The 16,996-nt window shown below is 27.9% G+C and carries 21 protein-coding genes; 16 read left to right on the top strand and 5 right to left on the bottom strand.

From position 1 onward, the window contains the following. Positions 1-64: 64 nt before the first annotated feature. Genes V3V28_RS04770 through V3V28_RS04755 form a run of 4 tightly spaced genes read left to right on the top strand, consistent with a single transcriptional unit; the run spans position 65 to position 2,709 of the window. A complete protein-coding gene (locus V3V28_RS04770) occupies positions 65-460 on the top strand; it encodes an acyl-CoA thioesterase (RefSeq protein WP_331363888.1) in 396 nt (131 codons plus the stop codon). Between the two features lie 33 nt (positions 461-493). After that, complete coding sequence (locus V3V28_RS04765; RefSeq protein ID WP_331363887.1) at positions 494-1,618, top strand: DEAD/DEAH box helicase; 1,125 nt, start codon at positions 494-496, stop codon at positions 1,616-1,618. Further along, positions 1,618-2,241 (top strand): trimeric intracellular cation channel family protein, encoded by a 624-nt coding sequence (locus V3V28_RS04760; RefSeq protein ID WP_331363886.1) that lies wholly within the window; start codon positions 1,618-1,620, stop codon positions 2,239-2,241. The genes V3V28_RS04765 and V3V28_RS04760 overlap by 1 nt, the downstream gene beginning before the upstream one ends. Positions 2,242-2,244: 3 nt before the next feature. Beyond that, positions 2,245-2,709, top strand: a complete 465-nt coding sequence (locus tag V3V28_RS04755; protein WP_331363885.1) for a MaoC family dehydratase — start codon at positions 2,245-2,247, stop codon at positions 2,707-2,709. A gap of 36 nt (positions 2,710-2,745) precedes the next feature. Here the strand turns inward: V3V28_RS04755 and V3V28_RS04750 are convergent, their stop codons facing one another. Further along, positions 2,746-3,165 carry a hypothetical protein gene (locus tag V3V28_RS04750; RefSeq protein WP_331363884.1) on the bottom strand — a complete coding sequence of 140 codons (420 nt, stop codon included), beginning with the start codon at positions 3,163-3,165 and terminating at the stop codon, positions 2,746-2,748. Between the two features lie 118 nt (positions 3,166-3,283). Between V3V28_RS04750 and V3V28_RS04745 the strand changes: the two genes are divergently transcribed. The 4 genes from V3V28_RS04745 to V3V28_RS04730 all read left to right on the top strand — a co-directional run bounded on the left by V3V28_RS04745 (position 3,284) and on the right by V3V28_RS04730 (position 6,452). Beyond that, positions 3,284-3,727 (top strand): hypothetical protein, encoded by a 444-nt coding sequence (locus tag V3V28_RS04745; RefSeq protein ID WP_331363883.1) that lies wholly within the window; start codon positions 3,284-3,286, stop codon positions 3,725-3,727. Between the two features lies 1 nt (position 3,728). After that, on the top strand, positions 3,729-3,929 hold the full coding sequence (locus tag V3V28_RS04740) for a helix-turn-helix transcriptional regulator (protein ID WP_331363882.1): 201 nt from the start codon (positions 3,729-3,731) through the stop codon (positions 3,927-3,929). A 155-nt stretch (positions 3,930-4,084) separates the two neighbouring features. After that, complete coding sequence (locus V3V28_RS04735; protein WP_331363881.1) at positions 4,085-5,350, top strand: parallel beta-helix domain-containing protein; 1,266 nt, start codon at positions 4,085-4,087, stop codon at positions 5,348-5,350. Beyond that, entirely contained in the window at positions 5,325-6,452 is a 1,128-nt protein-coding gene (locus V3V28_RS04730) for an SO2930 family diheme c-type cytochrome (protein ID WP_331363880.1), read from the top strand. The genes V3V28_RS04735 and V3V28_RS04730 overlap by 26 nt, the downstream gene beginning before the upstream one ends. Positions 6,453-6,495: 43 nt before the next feature. Here V3V28_RS04730 and V3V28_RS04725 read toward each other — a convergent pair whose 3' ends face one another. From V3V28_RS04725 to V3V28_RS04715, 3 genes are all read right to left on the bottom strand, one after another. Then, positions 6,496-6,780: a hypothetical protein gene (locus tag V3V28_RS04725; protein WP_331363879.1), complete on the bottom strand. Its 285-nt coding sequence runs from the start codon at positions 6,778-6,780 to the stop codon at positions 6,496-6,498. Positions 6,781-6,941: 161 nt separating this feature from the next. Beyond that, positions 6,942-7,247: a hypothetical protein gene (locus V3V28_RS04720; RefSeq protein WP_331363878.1), complete on the bottom strand. Its 306-nt coding sequence runs from the start codon at positions 7,245-7,247 to the stop codon at positions 6,942-6,944. Between the two features lie 29 nt (positions 7,248-7,276). Beyond that, positions 7,277-7,507, bottom strand: coding sequence for a hypothetical protein (locus tag V3V28_RS04715; protein WP_331363877.1), 231 nt, complete (start codon positions 7,505-7,507; stop codon positions 7,277-7,279). A 448-nt stretch (positions 7,508-7,955) separates the two neighbouring features. Here V3V28_RS04715 and hisG point away from each other — a divergent pair, with 448 nt between their 5' ends. The 8 genes from hisG (at position 7,956) to hisIE (ending at position 15,196) form a co-directional block, all read left to right on the top strand. Next, a complete protein-coding gene (hisG, locus tag V3V28_RS04710; RefSeq protein WP_331363876.1) occupies positions 7,956-8,813 on the top strand; it encodes an ATP phosphoribosyltransferase in 858 nt (285 codons plus the stop codon). Between the two features lies 1 nt (position 8,814). Beyond that, the gene (hisD, locus tag V3V28_RS04705; RefSeq protein ID WP_331363875.1) at positions 8,815-10,098 is read left to right on the top strand and encodes a histidinol dehydrogenase; all 1,284 of its coding nucleotides are present in this window, start codon (positions 8,815-8,817) and stop codon (positions 10,096-10,098) included. A 93-nt stretch (positions 10,099-10,191) separates the two neighbouring features. Beyond that, positions 10,192-11,244 carry a histidinol-phosphate transaminase gene (hisC, locus tag V3V28_RS04700; protein WP_331363874.1) on the top strand — a complete coding sequence of 351 codons (1,053 nt, stop codon included), beginning with the start codon at positions 10,192-10,194 and terminating at the stop codon, positions 11,242-11,244. A 56-nt stretch (positions 11,245-11,300) separates the two neighbouring features. Next, a complete protein-coding gene (hisB, locus tag V3V28_RS04695; RefSeq protein WP_331363873.1) occupies positions 11,301-12,440 on the top strand; it encodes a bifunctional histidinol-phosphatase/imidazoleglycerol-phosphate dehydratase HisB in 1,140 nt (379 codons plus the stop codon). A gap of 77 nt (positions 12,441-12,517) precedes the next feature. Beyond that, positions 12,518-13,099 carry an imidazole glycerol phosphate synthase subunit HisH gene (hisH, locus tag V3V28_RS04690; protein ID WP_331363872.1) on the top strand — a complete coding sequence of 194 codons (582 nt, stop codon included), beginning with the start codon at positions 12,518-12,520 and terminating at the stop codon, positions 13,097-13,099. Position 13,100: 1 nt separating this feature from the next. Next, a complete protein-coding gene (hisA, locus tag V3V28_RS04685; RefSeq protein WP_331363871.1) occupies positions 13,101-13,838 on the top strand; it encodes a 1-(5-phosphoribosyl)-5-[(5-phosphoribosylamino)methylideneamino]imidazole-4-carboxamide isomerase in 738 nt (245 codons plus the stop codon). A gap of 1 nt (position 13,839) precedes the next feature. After that, entirely contained in the window at positions 13,840-14,595 is a 756-nt protein-coding gene (gene hisF, locus V3V28_RS04680; protein ID WP_331363870.1) for an imidazole glycerol phosphate synthase subunit HisF, read from the top strand. 1 nt (position 14,596) lies between these two features. Then, positions 14,597-15,196 carry a bifunctional phosphoribosyl-AMP cyclohydrolase/phosphoribosyl-ATP diphosphatase HisIE gene (hisIE, locus tag V3V28_RS04675; RefSeq protein WP_331363869.1) on the top strand — a complete coding sequence of 200 codons (600 nt, stop codon included), beginning with the start codon at positions 14,597-14,599 and terminating at the stop codon, positions 15,194-15,196. Positions 15,197-15,223: 27 nt separating this feature from the next. Here the strand turns inward: hisIE and V3V28_RS04670 are convergent, their stop codons facing one another. After that, complete coding sequence (locus tag V3V28_RS04670; RefSeq protein WP_331363868.1) at positions 15,224-16,723, bottom strand: hypothetical protein; 1,500 nt, start codon at positions 16,721-16,723, stop codon at positions 15,224-15,226. Positions 16,724-16,996: the final 273 nt, after the last annotated feature.

Raw genomic sequence — 16,996 nt, 5'->3', positions numbered from 1 at the left:
AAATGAAAGAGCAATAATTGTTATAGAAGTCTTAAAATTTTTATGTTTGCTAAAATTGACAAAAATGAAAGATATTTTTGAACTGAATCTTACTGTAACTTCAGAAAATATAGACGATTTAAACCACGTTAATAATGTGGTTTATGTACAATGGATGGATAAAGTAGCTTTTGAACATTGGGCTTTTTTAACTAGAGATACGCCATTGCCAGAATATATTTGGGTAGTTTTAAAACATGAAATAGAATATTTAAAACAAGCGGTATTAGGAGATGAAATTGTAATAAAAACTTGGGTTGGTGAAACAAAAGGTTTTAAATCTGAACGTTTAATGGAATTCTATAAAAACAACGAATTATTAGTAAAAGCTAAAACAATTTGGGGAATGTTAGATGTTAAAACCTACAAACCATCAAGAATTAGAGAAAATGTTTTAAATGTATTACAACCAAACAAATAAAAGTATCTTTGCAGCTTTAAATAAAGATACAAAATGTCAACATTTTCAGAGTTAGGAATTCATAAAGAATACATACAATCAATTAAGGAATTAGGGATTTCTATACCTTCAGAAATTCAAGAAAAAGCAATCCCTATTTTATTAAATTCTAAAACCGATTTTATTGGCTTAGCACAAACAGGTACTGGTAAAACGGCTGCTTTTGGTTTGCCAATTCTACATCATATAGATACAAATTCTAATGATATACAAGCCTTAATTTTATCGCCAACTAGAGAATTGGTGCAACAGATAAAAAAACAACTTTTTAAGTTTACAAAATATAAAGGAGGTGATAATATTTTTGTTGAAGCTGTTTTTGGTGGAGAAAAAATTGACAGACAAATTGGTAATTTAAAAAGAACAACACATATTGTTGTAGCAACTCCAGGAAGATTAATTGATTTAATAGAACGTGGAGATATAGATATTAGTCATGTAAAAACGGTGGTTTTAGATGAAGCTGATGAAATGTTAAGCATGGGTTTTAAACAAGATTTGAATAGAATCTTAAAGTTTACTTCTAAAAGTGATAGAAATACGTGGTTATTTTCTGCAACAATGCCAGAAGAAATTCAGAAGATTGTAAAAACGTATATGGATTCTAACTCGCCAAGAGTTGAAATTAATAGAGATTCTTTGGTAAATGAAAACATTAGACATCAATTTGCTAGAACTACAATTAAAGAAAAAACGGATAATATTATTTCTTTTTTAGAAAAAAGAGGAAGACAAAGAGGAATCATTTTTTGTAGAACTAAAGCAGGAGCACAAAATTTAGCAGAACAATTAATTGAAGAAGGTTTTTCTACAGCTGCTTTAGAAGGAGATATGCAACAAAGAGATCGTGATAAAGTAATGCGTGCTTTTAAAAATGAAAGTTTACAATATTTAATTTCTACAGATGTTTCTGCACGTGGAATTGATGTTAGAGGTTTAGAATTTGTAATTCACCATCAATTACCAGAACAGTTAGAATATTATACGCATAGAAGTGGAAGAACAGCAAGAGCTGGTAAAACAGGGATTTCTTTAGCATTTATTTTACCTTATGAATTAGAAAGAATTCATGAAATTCAAAAAGAATTAAACATAAAATTTACTGAAGTAACAGTGTAATGGAATTAATTTATGTTTTAGATATTCTAGGAACGTTTGCATTTGCAATTAGTGGTGCATTAGTTGCTTCTGATAAAAAATTCGATTTATTCGGTGTAATAATAATCGCTTTTGTTACTGCCGTTGGTGGTGGTATGTTACGTGATATACTTATTAACGCACATCCTATAAATTGGATTGGTGATTTAAACTATTTTTATACCATTTTTATAGCTGTTGTTTTTACATTTCTATTTAAAAGTAAGATTGCACATTTAAGTAAAACCATGTTTTTGTTTGATACCATTGGTATTAGTGTGTTTACATTGTTAGGTTTAGAGAAAGGTTTGTCTTATGACTTACATCCTGTTGTAGCATTAATTATGGGAATGATTTCTGCTGTTTTTGGAGGTGTTTTACGTGATGTTTTAACAAATAAAATTCCATTAATTTTTGAAAAAGAAATTTATGCTTCAGCTTGTTTAGCTGGTGGGATTAGTTATTTAATTCTGAATCATTTTGAAGTTCCAAAAAACAGCATTTTTATAATTTCTGCTTTAGTAATTGTACTTATTAGATTAATTGCAGTAAGATTGCACTTACAATTACCAAAAATAAAGGATGATTTATTCACTAAAAACTAAAAAATGAAACCATTAGTATTTACAAATTTTGATGCATTTAAGTTGATGTTAGGTAAACAGTTACCAACTGGTAATTGGTATACAATAACACAACAAATGATTAATGATTTTGCAAATGCAACTTTAGATAAACAATGGATTCATGTAGATGAAGCTAGAGCAGAGAAGGAAAGTCCTTTTAAAAGTACAGTAGCACATGGTTTTATGTCTGTTGCTATGATTTCTAGAATGTTAGAAGAAGCTTTTTCTATTAAAAGTGTAAAGATGGGATTGAATTATGGTTTAAATAAAGTTCGTTTTCCGAATCCTGTTCCTGTAAATAGTGAATTAAGAATGGTTTCTGAAGTAAAAGAAATTGAAGAATTAGCCAACAACGGAATTAAGGTTACATTTTCTTGTATAATAGAAATCAAAGGGCAAGAAAAACCAGCATGTTTTGCAGAGTTTATTGCTGCATTGTATGAATAAAAAAAGCTGCAATTTGCAGCTTTTAAATTTTATAGGTTAATTTAAAATCCCATCATCTGCACATTTTTTTGAATACCAGATTAAGAAAATGCAAACAATAATAACCATAATTGGCATAAAATACATATTTAGTTCAATATCCATTAATATATATACTTGCTGAATAGTTGCACAGATTCCTGAAAGTATAAATAAGTAATATGCAATTTTCTTTCTAGCAAGTAATAATATACAACCAAAAAACCCGCTAAAAACTGCCAAAGCAAATAGAGTTGTCAACCAAACAGGATGTTCTATCATCATTTCAACTTGTTGTTCAGGTGGCATTTCAGCAATCATTTCTTCTGTTGCAAAAGCTTGAAATAAATAAGCACTAACTCCCATAAGATTCCACAGAAGTGCAATAATTCCAATAATCCAAAATGTAATATTTGGCTTGTTTGTTTTTGTAGTCATAATAATAAGTTTTGTTGATTCACTTTAAATATAATTAAAAAAACTTGTGGAAACACTGATTGTAAAGTATATTTGTCATTATATAAAGCTAATTTGTCTAATTGTAAAATAAAATAGGATGTCAAAACAATCAATTTGTGAAAGAGAAAGAAATCAACTAGAAAAAATGAATAAGTTTCAATTACCTAATCAGTACAAAAAAGTAGGCCTTATTATTGCTATTGGAAGTTTTCTTTTAATGATTTTAAGAAAATATGTTGAAGATTCTGAATGGACAAAACCTATTTTACATGGAGTATTATTAATAGGTTTATTGATAATCTCATTATCTAAAGAAAAGCTAGAAGATGAATTTATAGATAGTTTAAGAGCTCAATCATACAGGTTTGCCTTTATTATGGCAATTGTGTATTCTTTGGTTCAACCTCTAATAAATTATGGAGTAGCAGTTTTATTTAATCAGGATGATAAATTACAAGGATTTAGTTATTTTCAAGTATTGTTTTTTATGCTAATTGTTCAACTGATGTTTTTTTGGCAACTAAAAAGTATGAACAAATAAGATGAAAAACACATTAAAAGTTCAACGAGCAATTTTAGATTTAACACAAGAAGATTTAGCAATAGCTATTGGTGTGTCTAGACAAACTATTAATTCAATAGAAAAAAACAGATATGTACCTTCAACAGTATTGGCGTTAAAATTATCTGCAGTTTTTAAGATTAATGTCAATGACTTTTTTAAACTAGAGGATGAGGATTGAGAAAAAGTTAAAAATCAAAAATAATCTAATAAATACTACTGACTTTACTTAAAAGTTTACAAGTAAATACTAATGCCAATTAATATAGGTGTCAATTATAATTTTTCTTTCAAAAAAAACTTTATATTGTTGACTTAACAATAGTATAATAAATCATGAAAAAACTACTTTACTTTTTAGGATTCATAATTACCGGTTTAGTTATCATGTTTTTTGTGATAAAAAGTGAGCCAACTCCAAGCTATAATCCTGAAAGGAATTATGTCGATGGAAAAGAAAATGAAATACTTTCTAAATTTCTTTTGGCAAAAGATAGCACAATTATTCAGTTAGATGAAGGTCACTTTAATTTATCACAATCATTGCCTTTACATGGAGTAAAACATGTTACTATTATAGGTAAAGGAATGAATAAAACTGTTCTTAATTTTAAAGGGCAAACTAAAGGAGCAGAAGGTATTAGGATTACAAATTGTCAATCGATAACATTACAAGATTTAACAGTAGAAAATGCAAAAGGAGACAATATAAAAGTTATGGATACTGATGGAATTACGTTTAAAAATGTTGAAGCATCTTGGACAGGAACTGTAAGTGAAAACAATGGAGCTTATGCCTTTTACCCAGTTTTGTGTAACAATGTTGTAATTGATAATTGCAAAGCAATTGCTGCTTCAGACGCAGGTATTTATGTTGGGCAATCTAATAATGTTACAATAAGTAATAATGAAGCATTTTATAATGTTGCTGGTATTGAAAGTGAAAATTCTAAAAATGTAAAAATATTTGGTAATAAAACTTACGAAAATACAGGTGGAATTTTAGTTTTTGATTTACCAGGATTAACACAATATGGTTCAAATATTGAAGTATTCAACAATGAAGTTTACAATAATAATATCAAAAACTTTGCTGCAAAAGGAGCAATTGTTGGTCAAGTTCCTAGTGGAACAGGAAGTTTAATTTTAGGAACAGAAGATGTTTATATACACGATAATACTTTTACAGACAATAAAACCAATTCAATTGCCATTGCAAGTTATGTGTTAATTTATGAAATGGGAAAACAAGATGCAGCTTCTTTAGAAACAAATTCTGATAATGTTGTTGGTTCTACAAGTGTAATAAATGATAAATATTTATCCGATAAAAATTACAATCCTTATCCAAGAAAGATAAGAATAGGAAATAATTCATATTCAAACTCATACATATTTCCTACAATTAATAATGATTTTGGGAAGATAATATTAATGAAAAAACCTTTTCAAAATGTAGATGTTATGTGGGATGGAGTAGAAGCACCAAAAGCAGATTACACCATTTGTTTTGAAAATAAAAACATTTCTTTTTTAGGATTAGATGTTCTTAACGATTTTAAAAACACAACCTCTGATGTTTCGAAATTCATGTGTAAGTAGTCTTTTAATTTTTTCTTTATTGATAATTAGTTGTCAAAAAAATGAAAAAACAATTAAAAAAGATGAATATATTAGTATTTCTGGGTTATTAACAGCCAAAGATACAGTAACAAATTATGATGAAATAGGACTTAAAAAACTTTCTGATTATGGTTTTTTTAATCAACCTTTAAATCAATTAATTCCTGCTACAAGACAAGTTGTTCCTTATGAATTAAACTCGCCTTTGTTTACAGATTATGCATCAAAAAAACGATTTATTTCTTTTCCAGAAGGAACATCAGCAAAATATAAAAGTGATGAAGCTGTTTTAACTTTTCCTACAGGAACAATCATTATCAAAAATTTTTATTATAAAAATGAAGATCTAAAAACCACAAAATCAGATGTTATTATTGAAACGCGTTTATTAATTAAGGATGAAAAAAATAAATGGAAAACAATACCCTATATCTGGAATGAGGAACAAACAGAAGCTTACTTATATATTTTAGGGAAGGATATTGATTTGGTTTTAGAAAAAAATACAGAAAGAAAAGAAAAAGTAACCTTTAAATATTCGGTTCCTAATATTAATATGTGTAAAAATTGCCATGTAAAAAATCAAGATTTAGTTCCTTTAGGGCCAACTCCAAGGCAAATGCATAGAGATAATTTGTTTGAGAAAGAAACTAAAAATCAGTTAGCATATTTAAAGGAAAATAATTTTATAGAAGGATTAAGTTCAGTTTCTGTTGTTAAAAAACTTCCAAATTATCAAGATAAATCAAAAACTATAACAAACCGCGCAAGAGCTTATTTAGATGTAAATTGTGCACATTGTCACCAAGAAAAAGGCTCTGCAAAAACATCTGGTTTGCATTTAATGTATCAAGAAGAAAATTATTATAAAATAGGCGTAAATAAACCACCTGTTGCAGCAGGAAAAGGTTCTGGTAATTTAGCTTTTGATATAGTTGTAGGAAAACCAAATGAATCTATTTTACTCTACAGAATGAAGCATTTAGAACCAGATATTGTAATGCCAGAAATTGGTAAAAACCTAGTGCATAAAGAAGGTGTAAAATTAATTGAAGATTGGATTGCTTCTATGGAAGAATAACTAAAACATAACTGCTTTTTCTTTAAACTTGAAACTCTAAAAATTAGATTTTTTGCTTCTCTTTCAAAGAAATTAAACCGATAACAGGACCAATTGGAAGCAATAAATAAACAAAAGTAGAATTTGTAGTATGATATAAATTACTAACAAATTGTATGCTTAAAATAGTTATAGAGAATCCAATACAGTTTACAATTGTTAGCGCAGTTCCTTTGTCTTTTTTAGGAACATTTAATGCTACTAAAGTAGAAAATAGAGGAGAACCTGCAATTACAACCATTCCCCAGAAAAGTAAAAAGAGTGTAAAAAGGGCTTCATTTTCTATCATAAAAAGAGAGGAGAAACCAAACAGCAAATACAAGATAAAAAGAGTGTAACGAAAGCTATTTTTTTTGTTCCCAATTTATCTGCTAAATAGCTTCCTATAACACATGCAATACTCCCATTCCAATAATAAAAAAAGATAGTAACGGAATATTAAATTGAACATTAGTATGTAATTCTGTATATGTTTTTAGAAAAATGGGTACAAATGTCCAAAACGTATACAATTCCCATATATGTCCGAAAATAATCAAATGCAGCTTTTCTAAAAGAAGTATTCTTAAAAACTTTAAAGCAAATAGCCAGATCTAAAGAAATTCCTTTTTTTCTAAAAGGCCAATTAGGTACAAATATTAACAATAATAACCCACCAAATGATGTAAAAACAGAAATAAATAAAATTACATCTTCCAAAGAAAAACCTTGTAAAGTATCTTTTAATAAGTTTGGTAAAGCAGTTCCTAAAAACAAGGCACCAACTAAAAAAAACTTAAAGATTTTTAGTAATAATCTGTTGCAATTTTCATTCCTAATGAATAAATTTCTGCCAAGAAAAAACCAGTTAAAAAGCTTAAAACTAGTAAATTTATAAACGAATTATTTTCAAAAATTAAAGAAGCATTAAAAACGGCACCAAAAATTGCATAGAAAAAAAAGACTTTAGACGGCGAAAAACGGTCTGAAATTGTAAATAAAGCAAATAAAAGTGTACCTATTATAAAACTGAACATCTGAAGTTAAACTTTCAAACGCATTTTTACCTAAATTAAAGTTGAAAACTAAATCATTTAAAACTGCATTTCCAGCAAACCACAAAGAAGTGCAACAAAATTGAGAGATAACAATTGTAAGAAGTATAAATTTAGATTTTTTTAAGGAATTAAAACTTAAAAGAATTAGTAATTTGATTTAATTTCAAACAAATATTCAAAATTTGATAAAAATTTTAATTTTATACACTTCGTTTTGATTAATTCAAATAAAATTAGAATCTTTGCAAAGAAATAAACAAAGACATGACATTTATTCAAAACCATCATCATCATTTTTACAATTGCAATCAAGCGATTTAAAAATGTATTGAATAAAATCAAAATATTTATAAACCCGTTTGAGCAAATCAAACGGGTTTTTTTTATATAAAGAATTCAAGGATTGCTCAAGCATCAAAATAAAAAAATGAACAAACTAAGAATTGCAGTACAAAAATCAGGAAGACTTAATGAAGATTCAATGAGAATCTTAAAAGACATTGGTATTTCTATAGACAATGGCAAAGATCAATTAAAAGCAGCAGCAAGAAATTTCCCTGTAGAAGTTTTCTATTTAAGAAATGGAGATATTCCTAAATACTTAAGAGATGGAGTAGTAGATGCAGCAATTATTGGCGAGAATGTTTTAATTGAAAAAGGAAACGATTTAGAATTTATTGAACGTTTAGGCTTTTCTAAATGTAAAGTTTCTATTGCAGTTCCCAAAGATTCCGAAGCGAATTCTTTAAAGGATTTAGAAGGCAAAAGAATTGCAACTTCCTACCCAGAAACTGTAAAGAAGTATTTAAATGAGCAAAATATAAAAGCGCAGTTACACACAATTAGTGGTTCTGTAGAAATTGCGCCAAATATTGGTTTAGCTGACGGAATTTGTGATATTGTTTCAAGTGGTTCTACATTGTTTAAAAATGGATTAAAAGAGATTGAAGTACTTTTAAAGTCGGAAGCTGTTTTGGCGGTTTCGCCTAAAATTACAGAAGAAAGAAAAACAATTTTAGATAAAATTCAGTTTAGAATTCAGTCTGTTTTAAAAGGAAGAGATTCTAAGTATATATTGTTGAATGCACCTAATGAAAAATTAGATGCAATATTAAATCTATTACCAGGTATGAGAAGTCCAACTGTTTTGCCTTTGGCAGAAAAAGGTTGGAGTTCTGTTCATACAGTAATTTCTAAAAACGAATTTTGGGAAATTATTGATGAATTAAAAGCAAATGGAGCAGAAGGGATTTTAGTATGTCCAATTGAAAAAATGGTACTTTAAAATGAAAACAATTATAAACCCATCAAAAAAAGATTGGACTAAAATTCTTCAAAGACCAACTAAAACGGTTGACGATATTGAGAATACTGTAAATCAGGTTTTTGATGATGTTAAAAGAAATGGAGATGTTGCTATAGATAAATACACATCAATTTTTGATGGTGTTTCATTAGAGAATACAACTGTTTCCAATGAAGAAATTAAAGAAGCAATTGCAGAAGTTTCGAATGATTTAAAAGAAGCAATTAACGTTGCAAAAGAAAATATCACAAAATTTCATACAGCACAGAAAACAGAAAAAGTATTTGTAGAAACTACAAATGGAGTTTCTTGTTGGCAAGAAAAAAGACCAATTCAAAAAATTGGTTTGTACATTCCTGGTGGAACTGCTCCTTTGTTTTCAACAGTTTTAATGTTAGCAATACCTGCTCAAATTGCAGGTTGTAAAGAAATAGTGTTATGTTCTCCACCAAATAAAGAAGGCAGAATTCATTCAGCAATTTTGTATGCTGCAAACCTTTGTGGAGTTACAAAAATCATTAAAGTGGGTGGAATTCAAGCAATAGCAGGTTTTACTTTTGGTACAGAAACAATTCCACAAGTTTATAAAATATTTGGTCCAGGGAATCAATTTGTAACAGTTGCAAAGCAGTTGTCTACAAAACATGGCGTTGCTATAGATATGCCAGCTGGCCCAAGTGAATTGTTGGTTGTTGCAGACGATTCTGCAAATGCAAGTTTTGTAGCTTCAGATTTATTAAGTCAAGCAGAACATGGTGCAGATAGTCAGGTGATTTTGGTTTCAACTTCTAAAGAGTTAATTAAAGAAGTTTCTTTTGAAATAGAAAAACAGCTTTTAGACCTGCCAAGAGTTGAAATTGCTCAAAAAGCAATTGATAATTCTAAATCTATTTTTGTAGAAACTGACGAAATTGCGTTAGATTTAATTAACGAATACGGACCAGAACATTTTATTGTTTGTACAAAAAACAACAATTTTTATATTGATAATATAGAAAATGCAGGTTCAGTTTTTATAGGGAATTATACTCCGGAAAGTGCAGGAGACTATGCTTCAGGAACCAATCATACATTACCAACAAATGGATTTAGTAAAGCTTATTCTGGAGTGAATTTAGATAGTTTTACAAAGAGTATTACGTTTCAAAAAATAACTAAAGAAGGAATTCTAAATATTGGAAATTTTATAGGGTTAATGGCAGAGGCAGAAGGTTTACAGGCACATAAAAATGCAGTAACTTTAAGATTAAAAGATTTAAAATAAGCACTCTGTCATTCCTGCGAAGATATGAATCCAGAATAAATCTATAGAAAATAAAAATAGATTCCTGCCTAGGCAGGAATGACAGTAGAAAAAATGAAAACAAATTTCAACTTAAACAATCTCATCAGAGAAAACATAAAATCTCTAAAACCATATTCTTCTGCAAGAGATGAATATAAAGATGCTACTTCAAACGAAATGGTGTTTTTAGATGCAAATGAGAATCCTTTTGAAAATGGTGTAAATCGATATCCAGATCCGCAACAGAATTCTGTGAAAGATTTATTATCTAAAATAAAAGGAGTTTCAAAACAAAAAATATTATTAGGTAACGGAAGTGATGAAGTTTTAGATTTAATTTTCAGAGCTTTTTGTGAGCCAAATAAAGACAATATAATAACATTACCACCAACTTACGGAATGTATGATGTGTTGGCAAATATAAATGCAATAGAAAATAACAGCGTTCTTTTAACGGAAGATTTTCAGCCAAAAGTAAAACAGATTTTAAATGCGGTAAATGAAAATAGTAAAATCTTGTTTTTATGTTCGCCAAACAACCCATCTGGTAATAGTTTTTCTGTAGAAATTGTTGAAGAATTATTGAATAAATTTAATGGATTAGTAGTTATTGATGAAGCTTATATTGATTTTTCTGAAGAAAAAAGCTGGTTAGAAAGAATAATAGAATTTCCGAATTTAATTATTACCCAAACTTTATCAAAAGCATACGGTTTAGCAGGAATAAGATTAGGAGTCTGTTATGCTTCCGAAAAAATAATAAAGGTTTTAAATAATATAAAACCTCCATATAATGTAAACGAATTAACGCAACAAAAAGCAGTTGAACGTTTATTAAATGTTAAGGAAGTAAAAGAAGAAGTTGATAAAATAAAAGTAGAAAGAAAGTTATTGTATTCTAACTTAATAGAAATTAATTTTATAGAATATATATATCCATCAGATTGTAATTTTGTGTTGGTAAAGGTTGATGATGCAAATAAACGTTACAAGGAATTAATTGAAAAAGGAATTGTAATTCGAAATAGAACTACGCAACCTTTGTGTGAAAATTGTTTACGTTTCACAGTTGGAACAAAAAATGAGTTAGATAAATTGATTTCTACTTTAGAAGCCATTCAATAGTATAATAAAAAGACCTCACAGGTTTTAAAAACCTGTGAGGTCTAAAAAATAAAACCATGAGTAAAAAAGTATTATTTATAGATAGAGACGGAACTTTAGTATTAGAGCCACCAGTAGATTATCAATTAGATAGTTTAGAAAAGTTAGAATTTTATCCAAAAGTATTTCAATATATGGCAAAAATTGCTAGTGAATTGGATTATGAATTGGTGATGGTTACAAATCAAGATGGTTTAGGCACAGATTCTTTTCCAGAAGAAACTTTTTGGCCAGCTCAAAATAAAGTGATGACAGCTTTTGAAAAAGAAGGTGTTGTTTTTTCTGAAGTGCATATTGATAAAACGTTTCCAAATGAAAATTCTGAAACAAGAAAACCAAGAACAGGTTTATTAACCAAGTATTTTTCGGAGGATTATGATTTAGAAAATTCGTTTGTTTTAGGAGATAGAATTACGGATATGGAATTGGCGAAAAATTTAGGTTCTAAAGGCATTTATTTATCTGAAGACCCAGAATTAGGTGCTGATGAAATTGAAACTTCTAAACAAGAAATTTTAGGTTGTATTGCTTTAACAAGTACAGATTGGTCAGAAATTTATGATTTTTTAAAATTAGAAGATAGAGTTGTAGAAATTACTAGAAACACCAATGAAACAAAAATTTATATCAAATTGAATTTAGACGGTTCTGGTAAAAATGATATTTCTACAGGTTTATCGTTTTTTGATCATATGTTAGATCAAATTGGACGACATGGAAATATGGATTTAACTATTAAAGTTAATGGTGATTTAGAAGTTGATGAACATCATACAATAGAAGATACCATGATTGCTTTTGGTGAATTATTCAACAAAGCATTGGGTAATAAATTAGGAGTTGAAAGATATGGATTCTGTTTGCCAATGGACGATTGTTTAGCGCAAGTTGCAGTTGATTTTGGAGGAAGAAATTGGTTAGAATGGGATGCAGAATTTAAAAGAGAAAAAATTGGAGATATGCCAACAGAAATGTTTTTTCACTTATTTAAATCGTTTACAGATGGCGCTAAATGTAATTTGAATATTAAAGCAGAAGGAACTAATGAACATCATAAAATTGAAGGAATCTTTAAAGCATTTGCAAAAGCCATGAAAATGGCTATAAAAAGAGATGCAAATAAAATGTTTTTACCATCAACAAAAGGGATGCTTTAAAAAGAGTGTTGAATTATAAATTTTTAGTTTTGAGTGATTTATACTTAAAACTAAACACTAAAAATTAAAAACTAATTATGAAACTCATAATTATAGATTACGGAGCAGGAAACATAAAAAGCATTCAGTTTGCTTTTAAAAGATTAGGAGTTGATGCTGTTTTATCAAACAATATTGATGAAATAAAAACTGCTGATAAAGTAATTTTCCCTGGAGTTGGTGAAGCAAGTTCTGCAATGAAAATGTTACAAGAAAGTGAATTAGACGAGTTAATTCCGCAATTAAAACAACCAGTTTTAGGAATTTGTTTAGGAATGCAATTAATGTGCAATTCTTCTGAAGAAGGAAATACAAAAGGATTAGGTATTTTTAATGTTGATGTAAAGAAATTTTCTAAAGCTGTAAAAGTTCCACAAATAGGTTGGAATGTAATTTATGATTTAAAATCTGATTTATTCACAGGAATTAAAGAAAAAGAATTTATGTATTTGGTGCATAGTTTTTATGCAGAAAATTGTGAGGAAGCAATTGCTGTAATAGATTATGAAATTGAATATGCATCAGCATTACAAAAAGATAATTTTTATGGAGTTCAATTTCATCCTGAAAAGAGTGGGATAGAAGGAAGTAAAATTTTACAAAACTTTTTAAATTTATAATATGAGAATAATACCAGCAATAGATATTATAGATGGAAAATGTGTTCGTTTAACCAAAGGAGATTATAACACAAAGAAAATCTATAATGAAAACCCGTTAGAAGTTGCTAAAGAATTTGAAGCTGCAGGGGTCGAGTATTTGCATGTTGTCGATTTAGATGGAGCAAAAGCAAGTGAAATTATTAATCATAAAGTATTAGAACAAATTGCTTCTAAAACAAATTTAAAAATTGATTTTGGAGGTGGTTTAAAATCTGATAAAGATTTAGAAATTGCTTTTAACTCTGGCGCTAATCAAATTACTGGAGGAAGTATTGCTGTAAAAAATAGTACTATTTTCGAAAACTGGATTGAAAAATATGGTTCAGAAAAAATTATTTTAGGAGCAGATTTTTATCCAGATAATTCTGGAGGAAAAATTGCTACAAATGGCTGGCAAGAAGAAAGTACTTTAGAGTTGATTCCTTTTATTTCAGATTATAAGCAAAAAGGAATTCAATATGTAATTTGTACAGACATTTCTAAAGATGGTATGTTACAAGGACCAAGTTTTGAGGTGTATCAACAGATTTTATTCGAAGTAAAAAACGTAAAGCTAATAGCATCTGGGGGGATTTCAACATTTGATGAATTACCAAAATTAGCAGAAAATGGTTGTGAAGGTGTTATTATAGGAAAAGCTATTTATGAGAATAAAATCAGTTTAAAACAATTAGAAAATTTTATAATTAATATATAAAATGCTTACAAAGAGAATAATACCTTGTTTAGATATCAAAAACGGAAGAACCGTAAAAGGTGTCAATTTTGTTAATTTAATTGATGCTGGAGATCCTGTAATTTTAGCAAAACAATATGCAGAGTTAGGTGCAGATGAATTGGTTTTTTTAGATATTTCAGCTACTTTAGAAGGAAGGGAAACCATGTTAGAAATGGTTTTAAAGGTTGCGGAACAAGTTAATATTCCGTTTACAGTTGGTGGAGGAATTTCTTCCATTGCGGATGTAGATTTATTATTAAAATCTGGCGCAGATAAAGTTTCAATAAATTCATCAGCAATAAAAAGACCAGATTTGGTGAATGAATTGGCAGAAAAATTCGGGAATCAGTGTGTAGTTGTTGCAATTGATGCAAAACAAATTGATGGAGAATGGATTGTACATTTAGCTGGAGGAACAATTACTACAGAATTGAATTTATTTGATTGGGCAAAAGAAGTAGAAAAACGTGGCGCAGGAGAAATTCTGTTTACCTCTATGAATAATGACGGAACAAAAGCTGGTTTTGCAAATGAAGCTTTGGCAAAATTATCTACCGAATTAAATATACCTATAATTGCTTCTGGTGGCGCAGGAACAGTTCAGCATTTTATAGATACTTTTGGAATTGGAAAATCGGATGCAGCTTTGGCAGCAAGTGTTTTTCACTTTGGAGAAATTCTTATTTTGAAATTAAAAGAAGAGTTAAAAGAAAATAATATTCCAGTAAGACTTTAATATGAACATAGATTTCAATAAAAATAATAACGGTTTAGTACCTGCAATTATTCAAGATGCAACCACAAAAAATGTATTGATGTTGGGTTATATGAATGAAGAAGCATTTCAAAAAACACAAGAAACTAATTTGGTTACTTTTTTTTCGAGAACAAAAAATCGTTTATGGACTAAAGGTGAAGAAAGTGGCAATGTCTTAAATTTAGTAGATATGAAGCTAGATTGTGATAATGATACTTTATTGATTCAAGTCAATCCAAATGGGCCAACTTGTCATAAAGGTTCTGATACGTGTTGGAATGAAGAGAATAATTCAAATTTTGGCTTCTTTTCAACTTTAGAAAATGTAATCACAGAAAGAGTAGCCAATAAAGACACAAATAAATCATATGTAGCCAGTTTATTTGATAAAGGAATTAACAAAGTAGCACAAAAAGTAGGTGAGGAGGCTGTTGAAGTTGTTATTGAAGCAATGGATAACAATGATGAGCTTTTCTTGTATGAATCTGCAGATTTATTATTTCATTATTTAATGTTGCTACAAGCAAAAGGTTTTACATTAAAGGATATTGAAGCAGAGTTAAAAGGAAGACATAAATAACATTATCATAAAAGTAAAGACAGTAATCTATTTATTGTTTATCAAATCTAAAGTGACCAAATAAATATCTTGTTTGGTCATTTTTGCTTTTAACCAAGCAAAGAAACTCATCATAAATATATCTTCCTTTTCTTTATCAATAAAATTAAATGAAGCTTCTACTTTGTTAGAAAATTCTTCTGTAGTGACAATTTTTGGGTTTTTATAATAGATTTCAATCAACTTTAAATATGTAATTACATTTTCTTGATTTATTTCCTTTAGATGTTTAAAATAATTTCTCTTAAAGCTTTTTAATCTAGAATCTACTAAATCTACGTTTCCTAAATCTATTTGTAATAAAATCTCGATTAAGTTCTTTTTAATCGTCCAAATAATACCTAATTTCTCAATATACCATTTGTCTGTATGATAGAATGTAGCAATTAATTTTTGCGCTTTTTCTAATGATTTATTTTGATAATAGAAAACGATTAAAGAAAGATAAATATCTAATTGAGCAACAATATCAATATTTTTTTTATTAATATATGGTTCTAAAAGAAAGATTGCCTTGCCTTGTTTTTCTGAATAATTTTGATTCAAAGCTACTAATAAATCATGTTTTGCTGTAAAATCTTTGAAATATTTTTGATTACTTTCTTTCATATAAAAATGCATAAACTCTAAATACTCTAAAGAATTATTAAACTTTTTATTCCTGAAAAGAATATTAGCAATTAGATATAGAATTTCTATATGAAAATACAATTGCTTGTCTTTAGATTTATGGTTTCTAATGATTTGATACGTATCAATAATAAAACTTTCAATATTATAATAATCAAATTTTTGAGAAGATGAAATACTAATAATTTGTATAATTTGATATAATGATTTAAAGGATAATAAATTTAAATTTGTAATGTTTTGCTCAATTAAAGTGTTGTTTATTAGTTGTTTAATGTCTGTAATTGTTTTTTGCTGCTGATAAACCGTTAAAGCTTTTCTAATTTTTGAATATGCAATATTCAAATTATCTTCTATTATTAATTGTTGCTGATTTTCTTTAAATTCTATAATAATTTTATCGATATCTATTTTTTCATTGGTATAAGCGTATTGAATTTTTGTGTGATAAATTTCATTTAGAATTGTAAATAATTGATGCTCATTTGCGATGATTTTGGCTTTATATAAAATTTGATAACCAATTTTAATTTGTCCTTTTTTTAGAAAGTTTCTTGCAGAAATAATGTACTTAATTAATTGTATGTCTAAAGAATTTTCTTCTTTCATACTTGTATTTGCTGTAAAATCTATTAAAGACTGAAACAAACGTTTTCTTAAAGCGTGTAATGCAGCCTTATTTTGTTTCCCGTAAATTTTCTCTGAAATTTCTTTTGAAGAGTAATTGTCTACCAATAAAAGCTTTACTAATTGTGTGTTTTTTGCATCTTTTCTTTTATTCTTATTCTCTAAAAAAGTAATTAATTCTTTCTGTTTATCAATTGGTAAAGTAATTAATATTTCTTTTAAATTTATCATTATATCGTCAGTAAAATATATTCAAATGTAAATTATTTCAATTAAATATAAAAATATTTAAATATTATATCGTCAGTAATTTATTTAAATTGAATTTACGAAACTCAAAAACTGTTGCAAATTTGTATCATAATTATTAAACTAAATATTACCTGTTGTGCATTATAAAAAAGCTGTTCATTGATTAAGAGAATCGTATATTTAATTGAATTTCAAACATTTAAATAGATGAACAGCTTTAGAGCAAATTACGAGAAAATTTTAGAGGTATTA

This window comes from Polaribacter sp., from assembly GCF_036480315.1.
Taxonomy (GTDB): domain Bacteria; phylum Bacteroidota; class Bacteroidia; order Flavobacteriales; family Flavobacteriaceae; genus Polaribacter.
The sequence above is the reverse complement of the archived record's forward strand: the minus strand, read 5'-3'. Positions and strand labels throughout refer to the sequence as shown.